This is a genomic window from Rhodanobacter sp. FW106-HT46G03, from assembly GCF_058789895.1.
Window position 1 is genome coordinate 2,319,453 of sequence record NZ_JBYTCC010000001.1, and the last position, 21,413, is coordinate 2,340,865.

Annotated in this window: 19 protein-coding genes and 1 pseudogene; 12 read left to right on the forward strand and 8 right to left on the reverse strand. The window is 66.8% G+C overall.

Annotation, left to right across the window (positions count from 1 at the left end):
• Positions 1 to 57 precede the first annotated feature (57 nt).
• Complete coding sequence (locus tag AC3WP6_RS10160; RefSeq protein WP_492627597.1) at positions 58 to 1,440, reverse strand: class II fumarate hydratase; 1,383 nt, start codon at positions 1,438 to 1,440, stop codon at positions 58 to 60.
• A 107-nt stretch (positions 1,441 to 1,547) separates the two neighbouring features.
• On the opposite strand from AC3WP6_RS10160, the gene purB reads away from it, so the two are divergent.
• The gene (gene purB / locus AC3WP6_RS10165; protein WP_492627598.1) at positions 1,548 to 2,915 is read left to right on the forward strand and encodes an adenylosuccinate lyase; all 1,368 of its coding nucleotides are present in this window, start codon (positions 1,548 to 1,550) and stop codon (positions 2,913 to 2,915) included.
• A 24-nt stretch (positions 2,916 to 2,939) separates the two neighbouring features.
• On the opposite strand, the gene cysK is transcribed toward purB, so the two are convergent.
• On the reverse strand, positions 2,940 to 3,881 hold the full coding sequence (gene cysK, locus AC3WP6_RS10170; RefSeq protein ID WP_492627599.1) for a cysteine synthase A: 942 nt from the start codon (positions 3,879 to 3,881) through the stop codon (positions 2,940 to 2,942).
• 64 nt (positions 3,882 to 3,945) lie between these two features.
• Positions 3,946 to 5,403, reverse strand: a complete 1,458-nt coding sequence (gene cysG / locus AC3WP6_RS10175) for a siroheme synthase CysG (protein WP_492627600.1) — start codon at positions 5,401 to 5,403, stop codon at positions 3,946 to 3,948.
• A gap of 310 nt (positions 5,404 to 5,713) precedes the next feature.
• Here cysG and AC3WP6_RS10180 point away from each other — a divergent pair, with 310 nt between their 5' ends.
• The 10 genes from AC3WP6_RS10180 to pilH all read left to right on the forward strand — a co-directional run bounded on the left by AC3WP6_RS10180 (position 5,714) and on the right by pilH (position 17,617).
• Positions 5,714 to 6,760 (forward strand): LysR substrate-binding domain-containing protein, encoded by a 1,047-nt coding sequence (locus AC3WP6_RS10180; RefSeq protein WP_492627601.1) that lies wholly within the window; start codon positions 5,714 to 5,716, stop codon positions 6,758 to 6,760.
• 174 nt (positions 6,761 to 6,934) lie between these two features.
• Positions 6,935 to 7,684, forward strand: coding sequence for a sulfite exporter TauE/SafE family protein (locus tag AC3WP6_RS10185; RefSeq protein ID WP_492627602.1), 750 nt, complete (start codon positions 6,935 to 6,937; stop codon positions 7,682 to 7,684).
• Positions 7,685 to 7,722: 38 nt separating this feature from the next.
• Positions 7,723 to 8,934, forward strand: coding sequence for a JmjC domain-containing protein (locus AC3WP6_RS10190; RefSeq protein WP_492628680.1), 1,212 nt, complete (start codon positions 7,723 to 7,725; stop codon positions 8,932 to 8,934).
• Positions 8,931 to 9,434 carry a DUF7931 domain-containing protein gene (locus tag AC3WP6_RS10195; RefSeq protein WP_492627603.1) on the forward strand — a complete coding sequence of 168 codons (504 nt, stop codon included), beginning with the start codon at positions 8,931 to 8,933 and terminating at the stop codon, positions 9,432 to 9,434. The genes AC3WP6_RS10190 and AC3WP6_RS10195 overlap by 4 nt, the downstream gene beginning before the upstream one ends.
• A gap of 240 nt (positions 9,435 to 9,674) precedes the next feature.
• Complete coding sequence (locus AC3WP6_RS10200; RefSeq protein WP_492627604.1) at positions 9,675 to 12,509, forward strand: 2-oxoglutarate dehydrogenase E1 component; 2,835 nt, start codon at positions 9,675 to 9,677, stop codon at positions 12,507 to 12,509.
• Between the two features lie 83 nt (positions 12,510 to 12,592).
• The gene (gene odhB, locus AC3WP6_RS10205; RefSeq protein WP_492627605.1) at positions 12,593 to 13,798 is read left to right on the forward strand and encodes a 2-oxoglutarate dehydrogenase complex dihydrolipoyllysine-residue succinyltransferase; all 1,206 of its coding nucleotides are present in this window, start codon (positions 12,593 to 12,595) and stop codon (positions 13,796 to 13,798) included.
• Positions 13,799 to 13,980: 182 nt separating this feature from the next.
• On the forward strand, positions 13,981 to 15,405 hold the full coding sequence (lpdA, locus tag AC3WP6_RS10210) for a dihydrolipoyl dehydrogenase (RefSeq protein ID WP_492627606.1): 1,425 nt from the start codon (positions 13,981 to 13,983) through the stop codon (positions 15,403 to 15,405).
• A 156-nt stretch (positions 15,406 to 15,561) separates the two neighbouring features.
• On the forward strand, positions 15,562 to 16,158 hold the full coding sequence (locus AC3WP6_RS10215; protein WP_492627607.1) for an LOG family protein: 597 nt from the start codon (positions 15,562 to 15,564) through the stop codon (positions 16,156 to 16,158).
• A 27-nt stretch (positions 16,159 to 16,185) separates the two neighbouring features.
• The gene (locus AC3WP6_RS10220) at positions 16,186 to 17,184 is read left to right on the forward strand and encodes a YhdH/YhfP family quinone oxidoreductase (RefSeq protein ID WP_492627608.1); all 999 of its coding nucleotides are present in this window, start codon (positions 16,186 to 16,188) and stop codon (positions 17,182 to 17,184) included.
• Between the two features lie 67 nt (positions 17,185 to 17,251).
• The gene (gene pilH, locus AC3WP6_RS10225) at positions 17,252 to 17,617 is read left to right on the forward strand and encodes a twitching motility response regulator PilH (protein WP_492627609.1); all 366 of its coding nucleotides are present in this window, start codon (positions 17,252 to 17,254) and stop codon (positions 17,615 to 17,617) included.
• 70 nt (positions 17,618 to 17,687) lie between these two features.
• On the opposite strand, the gene AC3WP6_RS10230 is transcribed toward pilH, so the two are convergent.
• Complete coding sequence (locus AC3WP6_RS10230) at positions 17,688 to 18,584, reverse strand: DnaJ C-terminal domain-containing protein (RefSeq protein WP_492627610.1); 897 nt, start codon at positions 18,582 to 18,584, stop codon at positions 17,688 to 17,690.
• Between the two features lie 155 nt (positions 18,585 to 18,739).
• Complete coding sequence (locus AC3WP6_RS10235) at positions 18,740 to 19,183, reverse strand: Hsp20/alpha crystallin family protein (protein WP_492627611.1); 444 nt, start codon at positions 19,181 to 19,183, stop codon at positions 18,740 to 18,742.
• Between the two features lie 120 nt (positions 19,184 to 19,303).
• On the opposite strand from AC3WP6_RS10235, the gene AC3WP6_RS10240 reads away from it, so the two are divergent.
• On the forward strand, positions 19,304 to 19,792 hold the full coding sequence (locus AC3WP6_RS10240; protein ID WP_492627612.1) for a peroxiredoxin: 489 nt from the start codon (positions 19,304 to 19,306) through the stop codon (positions 19,790 to 19,792).
• A gap of 302 nt (positions 19,793 to 20,094) precedes the next feature.
• Here the strand turns inward: AC3WP6_RS10240 and AC3WP6_RS10245 are convergent.
• The 3 genes and pseudogenes from AC3WP6_RS10245 to AC3WP6_RS10255 form a co-directional block, all read right to left on the reverse strand.
• Positions 20,095 to 20,385, reverse strand: a pseudogene (locus AC3WP6_RS10245) (arsenate reductase ArsC); the annotation flags it as partial.
• Complete coding sequence (locus AC3WP6_RS10250; RefSeq protein WP_492627613.1) at positions 20,382 to 20,855, reverse strand: ArsI/CadI family heavy metal resistance metalloenzyme; 474 nt, start codon at positions 20,853 to 20,855, stop codon at positions 20,382 to 20,384. The pseudogene AC3WP6_RS10245 and the gene AC3WP6_RS10250, both read right to left, overlap by 4 nt.
• The gene (locus AC3WP6_RS10255) at positions 20,852 to 21,193 is read right to left on the reverse strand and encodes an ArsR/SmtB family transcription factor (protein WP_492627614.1); all 342 of its coding nucleotides are present in this window, start codon (positions 21,191 to 21,193) and stop codon (positions 20,852 to 20,854) included. Before AC3WP6_RS10255 ends, AC3WP6_RS10250 begins: the two co-directional genes overlap by 4 nt.
• Between the last annotated feature and the right edge of the window lie 220 nt (positions 21,194 to 21,413).

Here is a 21,413-nt window from a genome sequence, read left to right on the forward strand (position 1 = left end):
GGCAAACGAAACAGCCCGCCATTGGCGGGCTGTTTCTTGTTGCGGCCACGCAGCGCATCACTTGCCGTGGATGCCGCCCTTGGTCAGCGCCAGCGGATCGAGCAGCTTGGACAACTCGGCCTTCGACAGGCCGGTGGTTTCCAGCGCCACGTCCATGATCGGGCGGTGTTCCTTGTACGCCTTCTTTGCCGTGGCCGCGCCCTTCTCGTAGCCGATCACCGGGTTCAGCGCAGTGACCAGGATCGGGTTCATTGCCAGCGCCTGGTTCACGCGTTCCTTGTTCACCGTGAAGCCGGCAATCGATTTGTCGGCCAGGAGGCGCGAAACGTTGGCGAGGATGCGGATGGATTCGAGCAGGTTGTGCGCGATCAGCGGCAGCATCACGTTGAGCTGGAAGTTGCCGGCCTGACCAGCCACCGTGATCGCGGTGTCGTTGCCGATCACCTGCGCGGCCACCATGGTCACCGCTTCGGGAATCACCGGGTTGACCTTGCCCGGCATGATGGACGAACCGGGCTGCAGCGCCGGCAGCGCGATCTCGCCGAGGCCGGCGAGCGGGCCGGAGTTCATCCAGCGCAGGTCGTTGGCGATCTTCATCATTGCCACCGCGAGCGTCTTCAGCGCGCCGGAAAGCTCCACCGCATCGTCCTGTGCAGCCATGCCCTCGAACGGCACCGCCATCGCCTCGAAACGCACGCCGGTCAGCTTCTTGAGCTGCGCCGCCACCGCCGCACCGAACTTGGGATCGGCGTTGATGCCGGTGCCGACCGCGGTGCCACCCTGCGGCAGGCGCCGCAGGCGCACCAGCGCATCCTCGATGCGCGCGCTGGCCGAGCCGATCTGCGCCGACCAGCCGGAAAGCTCCTGGCCGAAGGTGATCGGCATCGCGTCCATCAGGTGCGTGCGACCGGTCTTCGCGGTGTTACGCAACTGGTGTGCGCGGCGGTCGATCGCCTTTTTCAATTGCTTCAGCGCCGGCAGCAACTGCTCGTGCGCGCTGAGCGCGGCACTGACGCGGATGGTGGTGGGGATCACGTCGTTCGAGCTTTGCCCGTAGTTGACGTGGTCGTTCGGGTGCACCTTGGTGCCCGCGGCCGCGGCAAGGTGCGCAATCACCTCGTTTGCGTTCATGTTGGTGCTGGTGCCCGAGCCGGTCTGGTAGATGTCGATCGGGAACTGCGCGTCGTATTCGCCACTGGCCACCGCCAGCGCGGCCTTGCGGATCGCCGCCACCTGGCCCTTCTTCAGGTGGCCGAGCGTCAGGTTCGCTTCGGCGGCGGCGACCTTGACCAGGCCGAGCGCGCGGATGAATTCGCGCGGCAGGTGCTGGCCGGAGATCGGAAAGTTGTCGATTGCGCGCTGGGTCTGCGCGCCATACAAGGCATCGGCAGGTACCTGCAGCTCGCCCATGCTGTCGTGTTCAATGCGGAAACCGCTCATGCTCCAAACCCTTGCTCTGAGTGAAGGAAAACCTGCGGACTATAAGGCAAGCTGCACCAAACCGCCGTCACGCTAAAATGCGCGTTCCCTTGCGCCGGAACGCCGCCATGTCCAACCATGCACTCACTGCCCTGTCGCCGCTGGATGGCCGCTACGCCGGCAAGGTCGAAGCGCTGCGCCCGATCTTCAGCGAGCTGGGGCTGATGCACCGGCGCGTGCACGTGGAAATCGAATGGTTGCTTGCCCTCGGCAACGAGTCGACGATCGGTGAGCTGCCGGCGTTTACCCCGACGCAGGTGAAGCACCTGCACACCATCGCGGACAGTTTCGGGATCGAGGAAGGCGCGCGGATCAAGGCGATCGAGGCCACCACCAACCACGACGTCAAGGCGGTGGAATATTTCATCAAGGAGCGCATCGGTGCCGACCCGGCATTGGCGCAGGCGCGCGAGTTCGTGCATTTCGCCTGCACCAGCGAGGACATCAACAACCTTTCCTATGCGCTGATGCTGCGCGACGCGCGCAGCGAGGTGCTGCTGCCGGCCATGGAGCGCGTCACTGCGAAACTGCGCGAGCTGGCGCATGCCAACGCGGCGCTGCCGATGCTGGCGCGCACGCACGGCCAAACGGCTTCGCCGACCACGCTGGGCAAGGAACTCGCCAACGTCGTGGCGCGCCTCGCGCGCCAGCGCGAACAGCTCGCCGCGGTGGCCATCCCCGGCAAGATCAACGGCGCGGTCGGCAACTACAACGCGCACACCATCGCCTACCCGGAAGTCGACTGGCGCGCGTTCTCGCAACGCTTCGTCGAAAGCCTGGGCCTGACGTGGAACCCGTACACCACGCAGATCGAGCCGCACGACGGCATCGCCGAATACTGCGACGCCGTGCGCCGCGCCAACACCATCCTGATCGACCTGGCGCGCGACACCTGGGGTTACATCTCGCTCGGCTACTTCCGGCAAAAGCTCAAGGACGGCGAGGTCGGCTCCTCGACCATGCCGCACAAGGTCAACCCGATCGACTTCGAAAACGCGGAAGGCAATTTCGGGTTGGCCAACGCGATGCTTGACCACTTCGCAACCAAGCTGCCGATCAGCCGCTGGCAGCGCGACCTGACCGACTCCACCGTGCTGCGCGCGCTCGGCGTCGCCTTCGGCCACACCCTGGTGGGCTACGAATCGCTGCTCAAGGGCCTGGGCAAGCTCACGGTGAATGCCGACCGCATCGAAAGCGATCTTGGCGCGAGCTGGGAAGTGCTGGCCGAAGCCGTGCAGACCGTGATGCGCCGCTACGGCCTGCCGCAGCCCTACGAGCAACTCAAGGCGCTGACCCGCGGCCACGGCATGACCGCGCAAACCATGCACGATTTCATCCAGCAACTGGATCTGCCGGCTGATGCCAAACAGCGCCTGCTGGCGTTGACGCCGGGGACGTACACCGGGCTTGCGGCCGATCTCGCGCAAGCGATCTGAACGCGCGAGCTCGACCGCGGCCCTTCACTCGATCTCGTCCGAGCCTTCGTTCACGCCTTCAAACAGGAAGGTGGAGAGATAACGCTCGCCGGTATCCGGCAGCATCGCGAGGATCGCGCCGCCCGCCGGTGCGGTTTGCGCCACCTGCAACGCCGCCGCCAGCGTGCCGCCGGAGGACAGCCCGGTGAAAATGCCTTCCCGCTGCGCCAACGCGCGCGAGGTGTCGCGCGCCAGCACGTCGTCGACGGTGACGATGCGGTCGACGACCTTGCTGTTCAGCACCTGCGGCAGGAAATCCGGCGTCCAGCCCTGGATCTTGTGCGACGCCCACGGCTTGCCGCCCAGCAGCGAGGCCCCGGCCGGCTCGGCGCCGATCACCGTGGTTTCCGGGCGCGCCACCTTGAGCACCTCGCCCACGCCAGTCAGCGTACCGCCCGTGCCCCAGCCGCTGACGAAGTAATCCAATCGGCGACCGGCGAAATCGCCGAGGATTTCCGCCGCCGTCGTCTGCCGGTGATACGCCGGGTTCGCCGGATTCTCGAACTGGCTGGCGAGAAACCAGCCGTGCTTGCGCGCCAGCTCGCGCGCCTTCTCCACCATGCCGGTGCCGCGGATTGCCGCCGGCGTCAACACCACCCGGCCGCCATAGGCGCGGATCAGCTTGCGCCGTTCCACCGAAAACGTTTCGGTCATCACCGCCACGAACGGATAGCCACGCGCCGCGCACACGGCGGCGAGCGCCACCCCGGTGTTGCCGGAAGTGGCTTCCACCACGGTCTGACCGGGCTGAAGTGCCCCGCGCTGCTCGGCGTCGAGAATGATCGCCAGCGCCAGGCGATCCTTGACCGAACCGGCGGGATTGAAGGCTTCCACCTTCACGTAGAGTTCGACGTGCTTCGGCGCCAGCCGATGCAGGCGAATGATCGGCGTGCGGCCGATGGTGTCGAGAATGCTGTCGTAGATCATGGTCGGTCCTGGGTGACGTGGCGGAAATGTCGCGGGGATCGGAGATGACACGGGTAAAACGGCATCAAGCCGGACAATGGGCAAGCTCGTGGCCGGTCTGCAGGCGGCGCGCCGGCGGCACCGTGGCGGATTCGGCCAGAGGTGCGGCGCCAAACCACGCCAACTCGGTAGCCAGCCCGGCCACCGTACCAAGTATCAGCAGGGCCGGTGAATGCACTGCATGCGCCACGGCGCGCTCCGGCAGGTTGTCCAGCGTGCCGACGACCACGCGCTGGTCGGCCCGGGCACCGTTTTCAATCAACGCAAACGGTGTATCGGGCCGCCGCCCGCCGGCGAGCAGATGCGCGCGCAACGCGGGCAAGCCGGATACGCCCATGTACACCGCCAGCGTCTGCCGCTCCTGCGCCAACGCGCGCCAATCGAGCGTGTCCAGCGAATCGCGGCAATGTGCCGTCACGAAACGCACCGACTGCGCGTGGTCGCGATGGGTCAGTGGCACACCGGCGTGCGCGGCGCACGCCAGGGCGGCGGTCACCCCCGGTACCACCTCATAAGGAATGCCGTGCGCACGCAAAAACTGCAGTTCCTCGCCGCCACGGCCAAACACGAACGGGTCGCCGCCCTTGAGCCGCACCACCCGCCTCCCGGCGCGTGCATGCCTGAGCAGCAGCGCGTGGATGTCGTCCTGGCTGACCGAGCGGCCGCCTGCACGTTTGCCGACCTCAATGCGTTCGGCGTCGCGCCGCGCGAGATCCAGCACCTCGGGCGTAACCAAGTGGTCGTGCAGGATCACGTCGGCCTCGTTCAGCGCACGCAAGGCGCGCAGCGTCAGCAGGCCGGGATCACCCGGCCCCGCGCCGACCAGCACCACCAAGCCCGCATATGCGGGAGTAGCACCTTGCAGTGCCTGCGCCACCGCGGCTTGCACCTGCTCAAACCGTCCGCTGCGCACCAGCTGCGCGACCGGGCCACGGAACAGCCACTCATAGAAGTGTCGGCGCACGGCAAGATCGGGGTACCTGCGGCGGATGCGCTTGCGCCATTGCGTTGCCAGCGTCGCGAGTGCACCGAGCGAATGATCCAGCAGCGACTCCAGCCGCTCACGCACCAGCCGCGCCAGCATCGGCGCGCTACCGCCACTGGAGATCGCGATCACCAACGGTGAGCGATCGACCACCGCCGGCACCTGAAAGCTCGACAGCGCAGCATCATCCACCACGTTCACGAACAGCCGCCGCAACGCCGCCAGATCCGCCACCCGCGCGTTCAACGCGCGGTCGGCAGTGGCGGCGATCACCAGCCACGCATGATCCAGCCAGTCGGGCGCGAACGCTGCCGCGCGATGGGCGATGCGGCCGCGCCGGGCCAGCCGCGCCAGCTCAGGGGTAAGCTCGGGTGCGCCCACCGTCACCTGCGCCCCGACCGCCAGCAGCGCCAGCGCCTTGCGTTCGGCCACCGCGCCGCCGCCAATCACCAGTACGGCGCGGTGGGACAGGTCGGCAAACAGCGGGTAGAGCTTCATGGCAGGCTTCGCGCAACAGAATGATCACACGCTACGGGCAAGGTTCCCGCCGCCGGAAATGACTTTGCGCACGGTGATATGCCGCGCTGGCATGTCGGCCAGGCGCGCACAATTGAACAGATTTCGAACGTCTATACGTCTAGACGTCCGAACAAAATGGCATATACACTTTGCCGCATGGTCTCCGTCAGCCACCCGCCACGCCTTGCCACTGGACGCACCGCGCCACGCCGGATGATGCGATGTATCGGTTTGTGTTCATCGCCTGGTACTTCCCGCCTTCCCCGCCGCTCGCATCCCACGGACTGACATGACTCTCACCCAATTGCGTTACCTGGTCGCCATTGCCGATTGCCGGCTGAACATCACCGCCGCCGCAGAGCACGTGCACGCCACCCAGCCCGGCGTGAGCAAACAGCTCAAGCAGCTGGAAGAGGAACTGGGCCTGCAATTGTTCGTGCGCAAGGGCAAAAGCCTGGATGCGATGACCGAGGCCGGCGCGCGGGTGATCGAACGCGCGCGCATCATCCTCGCCGAAGCGCTGAACATCCGCGCGATTGCCGCCAATCTGCGCAAGGAAACCCAGGGCGAGCTGCGCATCGCCACCACCCATACCCAGGCGCGCTTTGCCTTGCCCCCCTCGATTGCCGCGCTCAACCGGCACTACCCCGAAGTCAGCGTGCACCTGCAGCCGTGCGGCGACGCCGAAGTGCTGCCGCTGCTGGACAGCGGACGAGTCGACCTCGCCGTCATCAGTACCTCCGGCGGCGCCCCGAGCGGCGGCATCGCCTTGCCGGCATACCGTTGGAGCCGCGTGGTGCTGGTGCCGCAGGGGCACCCGTTGGCAACGCTCGGGCGCACCCCGACCCTGGCCGAGCTGGCCGCGCAGCCGCTGGTCAGCTACGACTCCTCGAAACGCCCGGAATCCTCGCTGCGGCGCGCGTTTGCCGCCGCCGGACTGACCCCGCAAATCGCGGTGACGGCAGCCGATGCCGACCTCATCAAGACCTACGTGCGCGCTGGTCTCGGGGTGGGCGTGCTGGCGGAAATGGCTTTGCAGCCAGAGGCCGACACCGATCTCGCCGTGGTGCGCGCGGATGCACTGCTGCCGCTGTGCACGACCTGGATCGTGCTGCGCCGGGACAGCGTGCTGCGCGATTACATGCTGGAGTGGATCGTGCAATTTGCGCCGCACCTCGACCGCAACGACGTGCGCCGCCTGTTGACCCTGGGCATCGTGCCGGAGACGCCGCCAAGCGTGCCCGATTGGCGCCACCGCCAGCTCGCCGAAGCGACCGCGCAAGTCGCCGCGCACCGACGCACCAGCGGCGCCCACGGCAACCGCGCACACGCCTGAAGCACGACACTTCGCTCCCCGCCAACGCGCACCGGTACGCCGGTGCGCATTTCTTCGCACGCAAGCATTGCGGCATGATGACGCGCTTGCCGCCCATGTCGATATACAGGCGGCTTATTTCCCGCCCGCATGCGCTCGTGCTGACATGCCTGCGCCCCATGTCGGCGAGTCGCGATGAGTCCATTGCCCGAATTCCTGGTTTTCACGCTGGTTGGCGCTGCCGCGCAGCTCGTCGACGGCGCGCTCGGCATGGCCTATGGCGTCACCTCGGCCGGGTTGCTGCTTGGCCTCGGCATGCCGCCGGTGATGGCCAGCGCCAGTGTGCATTACGCCGAAACCTTCACCTGCGGTGCCTCGGGCATCAGCCACCTGCTCGCCGGCAACGTGCGCAAGCGGCTATGCCTGACGCTGGCCATCCCGGGCGTCATCGCTGCGCTGCTTGGCGTCTGGCTGGCGGTGCACCTGCCGTCGGCATGGATGCGCGCCATCCTTGCGCCATACCTGCTTGGCATGGGGGTGTTCCTGCTGGCTCGCAGCTCGCGGCCGGCCGGCCTCCTCACCGAGCCGCCGCGCGGCACCTCCGTCCTCGGCGGCTTCGCCGGATTCCTGGATGCGATTGGTGGCGGCGGCTGGAGCGCAATCACCGCCACCACGCTCATGGCGCGCGGGCTTCAGCCGCGCGTGGTGATCGGCAGCGTGCACCTGGCCAAGAGCATGGTGAGCATCGCCGCCAGCATCGGGTTTCTCTACAGCATCGGCACGGGCCACGTGGTCGCCGTGCTCGGCCTGATCCTCGGCGGCGTGCTGACCGCGCCGTTTGGCGCGTATTTCATCAAGCGCATCCCGGCACGCGCCGCCACTTGGCTGGCCGGGCTCGCCGTACTTGCGCTGGGCGTCAACAATGTCGTGCGAATCTTGATCTGAGCCCCATGCGCGGCGATCCGCGCCACTACACTGCGCGGATGAAAAACGCACGCTCTCGCCGCCCAGCCACCACGCCGCCGATCGAGGTGCGCGGCAACCCGCGCCAGCCGCTCGGCATGTCGCCCGCGCAATTCCTGCGCGTCTACTGGCAAAAGCGCCCGCTGCTGATCCGCAATGCGTTTCCCGGCCTGGTGCCACCGATCAAGCCGAATGATCTCGCCGGGCTGGCCTGCGAAGAAGGCGTACTGGCACGGCTGGTGCGCCATGACGAAGCGCGCGAACACTGGCAGCTCAAAACCGGCCCGCTGGCCGAGGCCGACTTTGCGAAAACCGGCGACCGCAACTGGACACTGCTGGTGCAGGACGTCGACAAGTGGGATGCCGACGTGGCAAAGCTGCTGGAGCCCTTCGCGTTTCTGCCCAGCTGGCGGCTCGACGACATCATGATTTCGTACGCCGAACCGGGCGGTGGCGTGGGTGCACATGTCGACCAGTACGACGTGTTTTTGATCCAGGGCCTGGGCCAGCGGCACTGGGCGATCAGCACCGACCCCGCCGCACCCAAGGGTTTCCGGCCGGACATCGAGCTGAAACAGCTGGTGCGCTTCGAACCCACCCACGAGTGGCTGCTCGAACCCGGCGACATCCTGTACCTGCCGCCCGACGTGCCGCACGACGGCGTCGCCGTTGGCGGCCCGTGCATGACGATCTCGGTCGGCATGCGGGCGCCATCGCGGGCCGAGCTCACCGGCGACCTGGCCGACTATCTTGCCGAGCGCCTGCCCGATGAGCTGCGCTATGCCGATCCCGACCTGGCGCCGGTCAAGGCCATCGGCAAAATCGACGCCGCGGCCTTGACCCGCCTGCGCACCGCCCTGCCGTTTGCCGCAGCCCTGGACGACGACGCGCTGCGTGACTGGTTTGGCCGCTTCATCACCCGCTACCGCAACGCGCAGACCCCCATGCCGCCGGCGCGGGGCGTGCCCGCTGCAACTTTGCACAAGCAGCTGACCGTCGGCGCACGCCTGTTACGCCACCCGTGGTCGCGTCTGGCCTGGGCGCGCGGCAGCGCCGGTGCCACCCTGTTTGCGAACGGTGAGGCTTGGCCAGCCCCGGCCGCATGGGCAAAAGCCCTGTGTGCCCAACGCGAAGTCACCCTGTCCGCCGCACCATCGGCGGCCGCAGAAGTGCTGCTGCTGGCACTGGTCAACGCCGGCCATTTCGTCGTGCGCAAGGCGCGCCGTCAATGAACGCACCAGGCGCCGAGGATGGCCGGCTGCGTGTACTCAACGGCAATCTGGAGATCGCCGCTGTGCGGTTGCAACTGCTGGTGGCGGCGCAACACTGTTTCGCCCTGCATCTGCCACGGTTGGCGCCGCAGGATTACGCCAGCGATGCCGAGCTCGCGGAAATCCGGCGCGTCGCCACCTCCGGCCGGCGCGCCGACATTCGCATCCTGCTGCACGACCCCGGCGCCGCCGTGCGCGACGATCATCGTCTGCTTGCCTTGTTCCAACGGCTGTCCAGCTCGATCCACATCCGCATGCCGGTGGATGACGTTGACCGCCAACGCACCAGTGCCTGGCTCACGAACGACGCTGGTGGCTACCTGCTGCTGCCCGACGCCACCAAGCCAACCGGGCGCAGCGCCTTGCGCGACCGCCCGGCACAGGTACCGCTGGTACGTCTGTTCGATGAAATCTGGGAACGCTCGTCACGCGCCAGTGAACTCGAATCGCTCAACCTGTGACGCCGCTGAATGACCGATCAGGCACCACCTGTGCAACGCGCTTCGCAACAAACTGCGCCCCCATGCGGTTTGCGACGAAAGTCGTGCCCGGAAGTGCCGGGAAGGCCTTGTGGCAGGCGGGTTCCGGGCACTCCTGCAGCTTTCTTCACCTGCTCGCACAAGGCTATAATTCACCGGATTTATCGCGCGCAAACCCCTGGTCGATGAATCAACGCAACCTCTTCCCCTTTCGGTGGTGACGTGACTACGAATCTGATCCGCGAGTTTTCCACTTCTTCCCAACTCGCTGGCGGCAATGCCGATTACGTCGAATCCCTCTACGACAGCTGGCTGACCGACCCCGCGTCGGTGCCGGCCGAGTGGAGCCAGTACTTCGAAACCTTCAAGGGCCGCGAGGCCGGCGACGTGTCGCACATCGGTGCGATCGCGCGCATCGAGGCCGCACAGAAGCGCCGCTTCGCCGCGGCGGCACCGGTCGATGACGCGCACGCACGCAAGCAGGCCGGCGTGCTGCGCCTGCTCACCGCCTACCGCTCGCGCGGCCACCTGGGTGCCGACCTCGACCCGCTTGGCCTCGCCCGCAAGATGGAAGCGCCGGATCTCGGCCTCGCCTTCCACGGCCTTACCGAAGCCGATCTCGATACTGAATTCGATTGCGGCACGTATGCCGGCGGTGGCCAGCGACTCAAGCTGCGCGAACTGTGGGCCCGCCTCAAGAAGGTCTATACCGGTTCGATCGGTGCCGAGTTCATGCACATCTCCGACCATGTGCAGCGCAACTGGATCTACACGCGGCTGGAAAAGGCCAACGGCAGCGCCGGGCTGGACAAGGCCGGCAAGCTGCACATCCTGGATGAGCTCACTGCCGCCGACGGCCTCGAACGCTACCTGCACACCAAGTACGTCGGCCAGAAGCGCTTCTCGCTCGAAGGCGGCGACAGCCTGATCCCGCTGCTCGACGACGTGGTGCGCACCGCGGGCGACAGTGGCGTCAAGGAGGTGGTGATCGGCATGGCCCACCGCGGCCGCCTGAACGTGCTGGTCAACATCCTCGGCAAGTCACCGCGTTCGCTGTTCGATGAGTTCGAGGGCCACTTCGAAAGCCCCGACGACCCGGCGCATTCCGGCGACGTGAAGTACCACATGGGCTTCTCCGCCGACGTCAAGACGCCGAACGGCGGCACCCACGTGGCGCTGGCGTTCAACCCCTCGCATCTGGAAATCGTCAACCCGGTGGTGTCCGGCTCGGTGCGTGCGCGCCAGGTGCGCCGCGGCGATACCGAACGCACGCGCTCGATGGCGGTGCTGGTGCACGGCGACTCCGCGCTCGCCGGCCAGGGCGTGAACATGGAACTGTTCAACATGTCGCAGCTGCGCGGCTTCAAGATCGGCGGCAGCCTGCACGTGGTGGTCAACAACCAGGTGGGCTTTACCACCTCCAGCACGCAGGACACGCGCTCCACGCTGTACTGCACCGACCTGGCGAAAATGGTCAACGCGCCGGTGCTGCACGTCAACGGCGACGATCCGGAAGCGGTGATCGAAGCGGTGCGGCTGGCCTACGATTTCCGCGTGCAATTCCGCAAGGACGTGGTGATCGAGGTGGTGTGCTTCCGCCGCCACGGCCACAACGAAGCCGACGAGCCGATGGCGACCCAGCCGGTGATGTACGCCCTCATCAAGAAGCGGCCGCCAACGCGCGAAATCTACGGCAAGCAGCTGCTCGCCGAAGGCGTGATCGCGGCCACCGAGGTGCAGCAGCGCTTCGACACCTACCGCGCCGAGCTGGAAGCCGGCAACCCGGTGACCGATCTCGACCCGCACCCGCAGCGCGACATCCAGATCGACTGGGCGCAGCACCTCGAAGGCAAGCTTTCCGATCCGGTCGCCACCACGGTACCCAAGGCCGAGCTGCTCAAGCTTGCCAACCAGCTGCTGGTCATCCCCAAAGACATCACGCTGCAGTCGCGCGTGGCGAAGATCTACGACGACCGCCGCAAGATGGCAAGCGGCGAGCATGCCGCCGATTGGGGCTTTGCCGAAAACCTTGCCTACGCGACGATCATCGCCGACGGCCACGACTTGCGCCTGGTTGGCCAGGACACCAGCCGCGGCACGTTCTTCCATCGCCACGCGGTGCTGCATGACCAGAAGGACGGCCGCACCTACATGCCGCTGTCGACGATCCGCGCCGGCGCCAACGTGGAAGTGATCGACTCGCTGCTCTCCGAGCTCGCGGTGATGGCCTACGAGTACGGCTACTCCACCACCGACCCGGACACGCTCAGCATCTGGGAAGCCCAGTTCGGCGACTTCGCCAACGGCTCGCAAGTGGTCATCGACCAGTTCATCAGCTCGGGCGAAGCCAAGTGGAACCGCTCGTCCGGCCTCGTGTTGTACCTGCCGCACGGCTATGAAGGCCAGGGGCCGGAGCACTCCTCCGCGCGCCTTGAGCGCTATCTGCAGCTGTGCGCCATGGACAACATGCAGGTGTGCGTGCCCACCACCCCGGCGCAGGATTTCCACATGCTGCGCCGGCAGATGCTGCGCAAGGTGCGCAAGCCGCTGATCGTGATGACGCCAAAGTCCCTGCTGCGCCACAAGCTCGCGGTCTCCACCCTGGACGAATTGGCCAACGGCAGCTTCCAGCTGGTGATCGGCGAGCACCGCAAGCTGGCGGCAAAGAAGGTCAAGCGGGTGGTGCTGTGCGCCGGCAAGGTCTACTACGACCTGCTCGAACGGGCGGAAAAGGATGGGCTGGACCAGGTTGCCATCGTGCGCGTCGAACAGCTGTATCCGTTCCCGCGTTCCGAGGTCGTTGCCGAACTGGCCAAGTACCCGGCCGCGAAGGAAGTCGTGTGGTGTCAGGAGGAGCCGATGAACCAGGGTGCCTGGTTCCAGATCCGCCATCACCTGCAGGCCTGCGCGGACGGCAACCACAGCCTGTCCTACGCCGGCCGCGCACGCTCGCCGGCGCCGGCCGCCGGCCATCTCAATACGCATATCGCCGAACAGGCAGCGCTGGTCGAACAAGCGCTGGTCGCGCCAATCGGCACCGACTACCTCGCCGACTGAAGTTTCCCCGAATTGCGCGGCCACGGATGGCCGCTTTTGTTCTCCGCGCTCGCGGGACGAGCGCACCAACCCAAGGGCCCGTCATGTCCATCGAAGTCAAAGTCCCCGTCCTGCCCGAGTCGGTCTCCGACGCCACCATTGCCACCTGGTACAAAAAGGTGGGCGAAGCGGTGAAGCGCGACGAGAACCTGGTCGATCTCGAGACCGACAAGGTCGTACTGGAAGTGCCCTCGCCGGTCGACGGTGTGCTGAAGGAAATCAAACAGGACACCGGCGCCACCGTGAACGGGCAGCAGGTGATCGCGGTGATCGAGGAAGGCGCGGTTGCCGCTACGCCGGCACCGACTGCAGCCGCTCCCGCTCCCGCCGCCGCGGCACCCGCTCCGGCCCCGGTCGCCGCCCCGGCAGGCGGTGCCGCACTGTCGCCCGCCGCCCAGCGGGTCGCCACTGAAAACCACGTCGATCCTTCCGGCATTGCGGGCACCGGCCGCGACGGCCGCATCATCAAGGAAGACGTGCTCAACGCCGGTGCCCCCAAGCCGGCAGCCGCCGCTGCGCCGGCACCGGTCGTCGCCGCCACCCCGGGTGCCCGTCCGGAAGAGCGCGTGCCGATGACCCGCATCCGCCAGCGCATCGCCGAGCGCCTGATGCAGTCGAAGAACTCGATCGCGATGCTGACCTCGTTCAACGAGGTGAACCTCGCCGAGGTCGCCAAGATGCGCAAGGCGCTGGGCGAGCAGTTCCTGAAAGAACAAGGCATCAAGCTCGGCTATATGAGCTTCTTCGTCAAGGCTGCGGTGGAGGCGCTCAAGCACCACCCGACCGTAAATGCCTCGGTCGACGGCACCGACATCATCTACCACGGCTACCAGGACATCTCGATCGCGGTGTCCACCGACCGCGGCCTGGTCACCCCGGTGCTGCGCAACGCCGAGAACATGAGCTTTGCCGACATCGAGAAGGGCATCGCCGACTACGCGCAGAAAGCGCGCGCCGGCAAGCTCTCGCTGGATGACCTCCAGGGCGGCACCTTCACCATCACCAACGGCGGCACGTTCGGTTCGCTGCTCTCCACCCCGATCGTGAACCCGCCGCAGAGCGCCATCCTCGGCATGCACACCATCAAGGAGCGCGCCATCGTCGAGAACGGCCAGGTCATCGCCGCGCCGATGATGTACATCGCGATCAGCTACGACCACCGCATCATCGACGGCAAGGACGCGGTGCTGTTCCTGGTCGACATCAAGAACCAGTTGGAGAACCCGCACAAGATGTTGCTCGGCCTGTAAGGCCGGGCAACATCCGGGATTCGGGATTTGGGATTTGGGATTCGAAAAAGCGCGCACCAGATGCCCTTTCGAATTCCCGTCCCACCCGGGCCCCGCGCGACATTCGGGACTCGCCTCGACGCCACGCGCCCTTGCCCTTGCGAATCCCGAATCCCAAATCCCGAATCCCGTGAGTGAATGAAATGAGCGAACAATTCGATGTCATCGTCATCGGCGCCGGTCCGGCCGGCTATGTGGCCGCAATCCGCGCCGCGCAACTGGGCCTGAAGACCGCCTGCATCGACGCGTTCACCGGCAAGGACGGCAAACAGGCGCTGGGTGGCACCTGCCTGAACGTGGGCTGCATTCCGTCCAAGGCCCTGCTGGATTCCTCGCGCCAGTTCTGGAACCTCGCGCACAATCTGCCGGCGCACGGCATCAGCGTGAAGGACGCCAAGGTCGACATGGCCGCGTTCATCGCCCGCAAGGACAAGATCGTCAAGCAGTTCACCGGCGGCATCGGCCAGTTGTTCAAGGCCAACAAGGTCACGCCGTACTACGGCACCGGCAAGCTGCTCAAGGGCAACCAGGTGGAGATCACCGCCGCCGACGGCAGCAAGCAGACGATCAGCGCCACCAACGTGGTGCTCGCTTCCGGCTCGATTCCGATCGAGCTGCCGTTCGCCAAGTTCGACGGCAAGCACATCGTGGACAACGCCGGCGCGCTCGATTTCACCGAGGTTCCGAAGCGCCTCGGCGTGATTGGCGCCGGCGTGATCGGGCTGGAGCTGGGCAGCGTGTGGCGCCGCATGGGCAGCGAAGTCACCATCATCGAGGCGTTGCCCACCTTCCTTGCCGCCACCGATGCCGACGTCGCCAAGATCGCCGCCAAGGAGTTCGCCAAGCAGGGGCTGGACATCAAGCTCGATGCCAAGCTCAACAAGGCCGAGGTCAAGAAGGACGGCGTGCACCTCACCTACACCGACAAGGCCGGCGAGCAGACCCTGGTGGTCGACAAACTGCTGGTGGCCGTCGGCCGCCGCGCGTACACCAAGGAGCTTCTGGCCGAGGACACCGGCGTCAAGCTCGACGAGCGCGGCCGGATCGTGATCGACGAGCACAACCACACCGGCGTCGATGGCGTGTGGGCGGTGGGCGATGCGGTGCGCGGCCCGATGCTGGCCCACAAGGGCTCCGAGGAAGGCGTGGCGGTGGCCGAGTGGATCGCCGGCAAGGCCGGCCACGTCAACCTCGACACCATTCCGTTCGTGATCTACACCGAGCCGGAAGTGGCCTGGGTCGGCAAGAGCGAGCAGCAGCTCAAGGCCGAAGGCGTGCCATACAAGACCGGCAACTTCCCGTTCGCCGCGATCGGCCGCGCCGTCGCCATGAACGAGGGCGTCGGCATGGTGAAGATGCTCGCCCATGCCGAGACCGACCGCATCCTTGGCGTGCACATGGTCGGCCCGGGCGTCTCCGAGCTGGTCGCCGAGTGCGTGGTGGCGATGGAGTTCAAGGGCTCCTCCGAGGACCTCGCGCGCATCGTCCACGCCCACCCGACGCTGTCGGAAGCCGTGCACGAAGCCGCGCTGTCGGTCGACAAGCGGGCGATCCACAAGGGCAACTGATTCCCTGCTGCTCGCCTGCGGCCCGCCCGTGGCAACATGGGCGGGCCGTTTCGTTTCCACCCCCGGCGGCAGGAGTCCGCTTACGGGCGGTGCCTTTTCGATCAGGCCACCGCCGGCAAGCGGGATCCCGCACCACCTGCACGACTTGAGCACCCCATGCCCCAACCCACTGCCCTTTGCGTCTATTGCGGTTCCAACCGCGGCAGGCACCCCGAATACGCCGAACAGGCGCACGCCTTCGGTACCGAAATGGCCAGGCGCGGGATCCGCCTGGTCTACGGCGGCGGCAACGTGGGGCTGATGGGCGTGATGGCCGATGCGGTGCTGGCCGGCGGCGGCCAGGCCATCGGCGTGATCCCGCGCCAGCTGGTGGAGCGCGAGGTGGCGCACAAGGGGCTCACCGAGCTGGTGGTGGTGGATACCATGCACCAGCGCAAGACGCGCATGTTCGAGCTGGCCGAGGCATTCGTGGCCCTGCCCGGCGGCTTCGGCACCATGGACGAGATGTTCGAGATGCTGACCTGGGCGCAACTCGGTCTGCACCGTTGCCCGTGCGCCTTCCTCGACGTGCGCGGCTACTACCGCGACCTGCGCGCGATGGTGGACCACATGGTTGCCGAGCGCTTCGTGCGCCAGGCGCAGCGCGACAGCGTGTGGTTCGGCGAGGAGATCGACGCCCTGTTCGACTGGATGCAGGATTATCAGGGCGGCTACCAACCCAAATGGATCGACCGCGACAGCGTGCACGCTTGAACCGCCATCCCATCCGAGGAGCTCGTCATGCCCAGCTTTCGTGCCTTCCGCATCCACCACGACGACGCCGGCCACCGTGCCGGCATTGAGCCGATGGACACCGACGCGCTGACGCCGGGCGAGGTGCTGGTCAAGGTCGCGTACTCCTCGGTCAACTACAAAGATGCGTTGGCGGGCACTGGCAAGGGCAAGATCCTCCGCCGTTATCCGCTCAACGGCGGCATCGACCTCGCCGGCCACGTCGCCGCCTCCACCGACCCGGCGTTCAAGGAGGGCGACGCCGTGCTGTGCACCGGCAGCGGGTTGTCGGAAAACCGCGACGGCGGCTATGCCGAATACGCGCAGCTCGACGCGCGCTGGGCGATCCCGTTGCCCGGCGGTCTCAGCCTGCACGAAAGCATGATCCTCGGCACCGCCGGTTTCACCGCCGCACTCGCCCTGGTGCACATGCGGGACAACCGGCAGACCCCGGCACTCGGCCCGATTGCGATCACCGGCGCCACCGGCGGTGTCGGCCAGCTTGCGGTCGACATCTTCAGCCGCGCCGGCTACACGGTGCAGGCGATCAGCGGCAAGCCCGAACATTTCGATCATCTCAAGACGCTTGGCGCCGCCGAGTGCATCGACCGGCGCACGCTCGCCTTCAGCGGCAAGCCGTTGGATTCCGCCCGCTTCGGCGGCGTGTTCGATACCGTCGGCGGCAAGCTGCTGGCCGGCTTGCTGCCGCTGGTGTCGGCTTACGGCAACGTGGCCATCTGCGGCAATGCCGGCGGCTTTGCATTCGACACCACGGTGATGCCGTTCATCATCCGCGGCGTGAACCTGCTTGGCGTGGCCTCGGCCGGCACTGCGCGGGTGCTGCGCGACCGCGTATGGCAGCATCTGGCCGACGACTGGAAACCGCAGCACCTCGACCGCATCCTCACCCATACGGCCACGCTGGAAACACTGCCCGAGGTATTCGCGCGGATGCTGGCCGGTGCCTCGTTCGGGCGCACCGTGGTGCGCGTCGGCGCGGCCGCCTGAGCCGCGCTTGGACGCACTGCAGCAACAGGCTTAAAATCCCCGCATACCACCGGGAATCCGCTCGTCCATGGCACGCATCCTGATCGTCGACGACTCGCCGTCGCAATTGCTCGGCCTGAAGCGCATCGTCGAAAAACTCGGGCACGAGGCATTGACTGATGAAGACGGCGCCGCCGGCGTCGAAGTGGCCAAGCGCGAGATCCCCGACCTCATCCTGATGGACGTCGTCATGCCCAACCTCAACGGTTTCCAGGCCACGCGCACCATCAGCAAGGACCCGACCACCGCGCACATCCCGGTCGTGCTGGTCACCACCAAGGATCAGGAAACCGACAAGGTGTGGGGCATGCGCCAAGGTGCCAAGGCCTACGTCACCAAACCGGTGCGGGAAGAGGAGCTGGCGGCGACCCTGAAGGCGCTGTTGCCGGCCTGATCGCGGTTCCTGCCCCATGCAAAAAACGGCGCCTTGGAGCGCCGTTTTTTGTTGCCGCGCCAAAACCCGCTCAGGCGCGCGGATCGAAATCCGCAAACTGCTTGTGCAAGGCCTCGTAAGCGGCGCGCTGCTTGTCGGTGGTTGCCTCGGGCGCGCGAATCGACAGCTCCACCAACTGATCGCCCGGCGGAGTGCCCGGCATGCCCCGGCCTTTCAAGCGCAGCTTGCGTCCCGATTGCGAACCGGCGGGGATGCGCAGCTCGACCGGTCCGGCCAGCGTCGGTACCGGAATCACTGCACCCAGCGCGGCTTCCCAGGGTGCAATTGCGAGCACGTGCACCACGTTACGGCCGTCCAACTGGAACTGGGCATCCGCCCGGATGCCGACTTCGAGCAGCAGATCGCCGCTGGACGCCCCGGTGCTTCCCGGCCGCCCTTGCCCCGCCAGACGGATTACCTGGCCGGGCTGGATACCTGCCGGAATCTTCACTTCGAGCACGCGCTCGCCCTTGCCATCCTGCAAGCTGAGCCGCGTGCGGCCACCGGCAAACGCGGTGTGCAAGTCGATCTCCACGTGCGCCTGCACATCACTGCCACGCCGCGAACGCGGCTGGCCGCGCGCGCCGCCACGGTTGAACAGGCTCTCGAAAAAGTCGCTGAACTCGCCGTCGCCGCCACCACCGCCGAAATCAAAACCCTGGCCTTGCTGGCCCCAGCCCGGTGGCGGCCGAAACTGCTCGCCGCCGCGGTAGCCGCCGGCACGCACTTGGTCGTAGGCCCGACGCTTTTCCGCGTCGTGCAACACCTCATGCGCCTCGTTGACCGCCTTGAATTTCTCCTCGGCGCCAGCCTGCTTGTTGCGATCCGGGTGATATTGCCGCGCCAGCTTGCGATACGCGGTCTTGATCTCCGCCGCGCTCGCGTCCGGCTTGACACCGAGGATCTGGTAATAGTCTTTGAATTCCACCGTCGCTCCCGACTGGTCGCCCTGTCCACCCACAAGAAACGCGCGCGACGTGCGCCGCGCGCGCTCCACGCTGGTCACTACGGATCATCGTCCGCCCGTGGGCAGCGCCGCAACCACTGGGGGACGCGAGCGTGGCGCCCGCGCCCCCGACTGCGTTACTGGGCCGTGCTGATGCTGATCCGCCGCGGCGTGGTCTCCGCCTTCTTCGGAATCGCGATTTCCAGCACCCCGAACTTGCCGCTGGCGGTGATGCCTTCGGCGTCGGCGCTGTCAGGCAGGCTGAAGCGGCGATGGAAGGTACCGCGCACGCGCTCCTGGCGGGTGAACCGGCTGAGGTCGCCGTCGGCGGGGCGTTCGCCCTTTATGGTAAGAATGCCCTTGTCCATGCTCACTTCGATCTGCGCAGGATCCACGCCGGGGACGTCGGCCAGAATCACGAACCGCTTTTCCTCTTCCTTGATGTCCACCTGCGGCGCCCACTGGCTGGTCACCACGTTGGACTGGTCGCCGTCCTCCGGGCCAAGGAAGCGCTCGACCGCCTGACGGAACGATTGCATGTCGTTGGGAATGCCCCAAGCCACGTGCCGGGTAATGCTCATGGGATAACCTCGAATGGATTGCGGCGCCACCGCCGCCTGCACCAAGAAATAGGTGCGAGCGCGGCGGATTCAAGCGGCGCCGTACATGCCAAACTCACCTTGCATATCGGAGACCTGCCCATGTCCATCGCCATTGGCCAACACCTGCCCGACGCCGAGGTTCGCCTGGTCGACGACGGCATCCGCACCGCCCGCACCGGCGACCTGTTCGCGCGCGGCAAGACCCTCCTGTTCGGCGTCCCCGGCGCATTCACGCCGACGTGTTCGGAGAAACACCTGCCCGGCTACGTCGACGCGTTCGACGCGTTTCGCCAGCGGGGCATCGCGGTGTACTGCCTGGCCGTCAACGACGCCTACGTGATGCAGGCCTGGGCGGCCAGTCGGCGCGTGCCGCCAGGGCTCGGGATGCTGGCCGACGGCAACGGCGATTTCACCCGCGCACTCGGCCTGGAGCTGGACCGCCGGGCCTACGGCATGGGCCTGCGCACTCGCCGCTCCGCGCTGTACGCCGAGGACGGTGTAGTGAAACTGTTGCAGGTGGAAGCGCCGGGCGAGCTGCGGGTGTCCACCGCTGAGGCCATGCTCGACGTCATCGTTGCACGCGGCTGAACAACGCTGCCCGCCTCGGCGGGGTGGCGAATGACGCCTCGCCACCGCGCGGTGTCGCCACCCCGAACCACCGGCGGTGTCGTTACCCGCGTGGCGCTGCACGGTCGAGCGCGATCTCCTGCAAATCCGGGTTCGCAAGCCGCTCGGCCGGAAGCGCCAGCAACCGTTCGATGCGCTTGCGCAGGAGCGACCACGCCTGCCGATACGCCGTACGCCGTACGCCGTGCGACGTCGTCGCCCGCCACCTGCGCCGGATCGGGAACACCCCAATGCGCGGTGACGGGCGAGCCGAGCCACGCCGGGCAAGTTTCACCCGCGGCGTTGTCGCAGACCGTGATCACGAAGTCCATCGGCGGCGCACCATCCCCGGCAAACTCGTCCCAGGATTTGCTCCACAGGCGCTCGGCCGGATAGCCGATGCCGACGGCAAGTTCCGCCGCCAGCGGTTGGACACGCCCCGTGGGGTGGCTGCCGGCGCTGAACGCCTCGAAACGTCCCTCGCCGAGGATGTTCAACAACGCCTCGGCCATGATGCTGCGCGCCGAATTGCCCGTGCAGAGGAACAGCACGCGATACGGCGCCGCAACGGTCATGCGTCCGCCTTCGCCGCGGATGCCTTCGGCCTGCAGCAGGAGGACTGCGGGCCGCAACACGCCGCGGATCCTGCGGCATCCGCCGCTGCCGCGGGGACCGAGTAAGTCGTCGCCTCACCGTGGGTGTGGAAAGTCTCCCAACGCACGCCCTGCGGGTCTTCCGCCCAGTACTTGTCCGAATGCGCGTAGCAGCACGTGGTGTCCGGCTCGGCCAGGGAAACGGCATCGGCCGCCATCAACCGCGCGCCGATGGCTTCCAGCTCGGCGCCATCCTCCGCCTGCATGCCGAGGTGATCCACGCCAGCCGCGCGGCCGCGCTGCGAGATCGCGAAGTTGACGCGCGGATCCTCCAGCATCCACTTGGCATAGTCCGGCTTGTGCACGGTCGGCGCGCTGCCGAACAGGGTGGAATAGAAGCGGATGCTGGCGTCCAGGTCATTGACGTTGACGTGCACGTGAAAGCGTTTCATGGGGATGATCTCCGTTTGGGTCGGGGTGTGCATGCGGGAGCACAGGCAGCGACGTCGCCGTCGCAGCAGTTCTCGGTCAGGAATCCAAGCAACGCGTTCATGCGCGCGTAATCGGCACGGCACCGGATCGAACGGCCTTCGCGCGTATCGCGCACCAGGTTGGCGCGCCGAAGCACGTTGAGATGGCTGGTCAAGGTCGGAGATGGAAGGTTCAGGCGACCTGCCACCTCTCCCACCGCGAGGCCTTCCGGGCCAGCCTGCACCAGCAGGCGATAGATCGCGAGCCGCGTGTCCTGGGCCAATGCCTTGAGCACTTCGACTGCCGTCTTCTGTTTCATGGTTTTAAATATATCAAACTGTTTTCCGGAAGCAAGGTGGCTCGCCTGCAGCAGCGACGAGAGGCTGGGAGCGAGCTTCTCCGATACAGTCTGGGCCGGATGGCCGCGCTTCTGGTCGCAACTGCCGGACCAAGCGACCTGCCGGGTTCCCGACTGGGCCCCCGTTTCGTACGGTCCAGCCGGGCAGATGCCCGGGGGCCCGTGCGGGGGAAACGCGACC

What these genes read in the sequence shown, in the direction of transcription:
- AC3WP6_RS10160 (WP_492627597.1), bottom strand. Translation starts at nt 1,440, where the DNA reads ATGAGCGGTTTCCGCATTGAACACGACAGCATGGGCGAGCTGCAGGTA.
- purB (WP_492627598.1), top strand. Translation starts at nt 1,548, where the DNA reads ATGTCCAACCATGCACTCACTGCCCTGTCGCCGCTGGATGGCCGCTAC.
- cysK (WP_492627599.1), bottom strand. Translation starts at nt 3,881, where the DNA reads ATGATCTACGACAGCATTCTCGACACCATCGGCCGCACGCCGATCATT.
- cysG (WP_492627600.1), bottom strand. Translation starts at nt 5,403, where the DNA reads ATGAAGCTCTACCCGCTGTTTGCCGACCTGTCCCACCGCGCCGTACTG.
- AC3WP6_RS10180 (WP_492627601.1), top strand. Translation starts at nt 5,714, where the DNA reads ATGACTCTCACCCAATTGCGTTACCTGGTCGCCATTGCCGATTGCCGG.
- AC3WP6_RS10185 (WP_492627602.1), top strand. Translation starts at nt 6,935, where the DNA reads ATGAGTCCATTGCCCGAATTCCTGGTTTTCACGCTGGTTGGCGCTGCC.
- AC3WP6_RS10190 (WP_492628680.1), top strand. Translation starts at nt 7,723, where the DNA reads ATGAAAAACGCACGCTCTCGCCGCCCAGCCACCACGCCGCCGATCGAG.
- AC3WP6_RS10195 (WP_492627603.1), top strand. Translation starts at nt 8,931, where the DNA reads ATGAACGCACCAGGCGCCGAGGATGGCCGGCTGCGTGTACTCAACGGC.
- odhB (WP_492627605.1), top strand. Translation starts at nt 12,593, where the DNA reads ATGTCCATCGAAGTCAAAGTCCCCGTCCTGCCCGAGTCGGTCTCCGAC.
- lpdA (WP_492627606.1), top strand. Translation starts at nt 13,981, where the DNA reads ATGAGCGAACAATTCGATGTCATCGTCATCGGCGCCGGTCCGGCCGGC.
- AC3WP6_RS10215 (WP_492627607.1), top strand. Translation starts at nt 15,562, where the DNA reads ATGCCCCAACCCACTGCCCTTTGCGTCTATTGCGGTTCCAACCGCGGC.
- AC3WP6_RS10220 (WP_492627608.1), top strand. Translation starts at nt 16,186, where the DNA reads ATGCCCAGCTTTCGTGCCTTCCGCATCCACCACGACGACGCCGGCCAC.
- pilH (WP_492627609.1), top strand. Translation starts at nt 17,252, where the DNA reads ATGGCACGCATCCTGATCGTCGACGACTCGCCGTCGCAATTGCTCGGC.
- AC3WP6_RS10235 (WP_492627611.1), bottom strand. Translation starts at nt 19,183, where the DNA reads ATGAGCATTACCCGGCACGTGGCTTGGGGCATTCCCAACGACATGCAA.
- AC3WP6_RS10240 (WP_492627612.1), top strand. Translation starts at nt 19,304, where the DNA reads ATGTCCATCGCCATTGGCCAACACCTGCCCGACGCCGAGGTTCGCCTG.
- AC3WP6_RS10250 (WP_492627613.1), bottom strand. Translation starts at nt 20,855, where the DNA reads ATGAAACGCTTTCACGTGCACGTCAACGTCAATGACCTGGACGCCAGC.
- AC3WP6_RS10255 (WP_492627614.1), bottom strand. Translation starts at nt 21,193, where the DNA reads ATGAAACAGAAGACGGCAGTCGAAGTGCTCAAGGCATTGGCCCAGGAC.